Origin of the sequence: Candidatus Kurthia intestinigallinarum (assembly GCF_003991225.1) — a bacterium.
GTDB classification, from domain to species: domain Bacteria; phylum Bacillota; class Bacilli; order Bacillales_A; family Planococcaceae; genus Kurthia; species Kurthia populi.
The window spans coordinates 1-1051 of sequence record NZ_JTFC01000125.1 but is presented as its reverse complement, the minus strand read 5'-3'; the positions used below and the strand labels follow the sequence as shown (position 1 = coordinate 1051).

Genomic DNA, 1051 nt, shown 5'->3' with positions numbered 1-1051 from the left:
GTCCATATCGACTAAAAGCACCTTTTTACCACGTGCCATTGCCAGCTCCCAGCTCGCCATCACTGACACCTTTGTCTTACCTACGCCACCTTTAAAGTTCCCTACCACGATAGTTATCGCCATTTCATCATCTCCTCATAGATATATATTTTCGAACTTATCATTTAATAACTAAAGTATAACTTATAAAAAGATACTTTGCAAAAATCTTCTTTGCAAATTTCTACTTTTGATAAATAAAAAAGAAAAAAGTAAGTATGAGCTTACCTTTTTCTTTTTCGTATGTGTTTAGAACCGACCTAAACAAGGAACTTTATTTTCAGATTCTTTTGAGGAGGAAACATATGCCTGATACTCTTCTTCACGATTATTGCGTTCGAAGCTCTCTATATACTGAGCATTTTTACGCAGTAAATCCTGCTTTGGCCCCATATTTCCTTTAGCAACAGTAGCATTAATCATTTCTAAAGCGTTCATCATATAAACCTCTCCTTTAACTTAATAATACTACATTAATTAATAAGTAAAGTAAAATAAAAAAATTATTTACTTAAAAATTCTTGATACTTCTTATTATTAAGTATAGTTTCTTTACCCAAACTCCCTGTAGCAATAACCTCATCTGAATTGTCTTGAGTATCAACTATTGCCCAATGATCCACTAAATCTTTTAATGCAACAAATGATTTCGCAATCATAGAATGACTCTGGATAACAATTTCATCTGGTACTAATCGAGGGAAATCACCATTTGCTTTTGCTTCTTCATAGCGAATACGATTACGCTTCAAAGCTATCTTTACCGGTACATCAATAATTGTCAATGTTACTTCAAACTTTGCTTGTTTAAGTAAATGTATGAAATTGATATACTTTTGAGTATCTTTAAGAGTCCCATCAAAAATATGGGAAATTTCCCTTTCAATAGCTTTTTCTAAAAGTTTAGAAGCCATTAATGAGCTTTCTTTATGAACGATTGATGCAGCTATTTCAGGGTTTGCATCAAGCATCTTTTGATATTCGGGGATTTCTTTTTTTAATTCATCGGAAT

At 32.4% G+C, this 1051-nt stretch carries 3 protein-coding genes; all 3 read right to left on the bottom strand.

What is annotated here, in order from left to right; genetic code table 11:
• Nucleotides 1-123: AAA family ATPase (locus tag QI30_RS19120; protein WP_148113903.1), on the bottom strand; the 123-nt coding region annotated here is incomplete at its 3' end.
• Nucleotides 124-288: 165 nt separating this feature from the next.
• A complete protein-coding gene (locus QI30_RS19115) occupies nt 289-480 on the bottom strand; it encodes a hypothetical protein (protein ID WP_126992092.1) in 192 nt (63 codons plus the stop codon).
• 62 nt (nt 481-542) lie between these two features.
• Nucleotides 543-1051 (bottom strand): zeta toxin family protein (locus tag QI30_RS19110; protein WP_126992096.1); only part of this gene is annotated, 509 nt, incomplete at its 5' end.

Bases quoted from the DNA above. Each gene is read 5' to 3' on its own strand.
- QI30_RS19115 (WP_126992092.1), bottom strand. From the start codon at position 480: ATGATGAACGCTTTAGAAATGATTAATGCTACTGTTGCTAAAGGAAAT.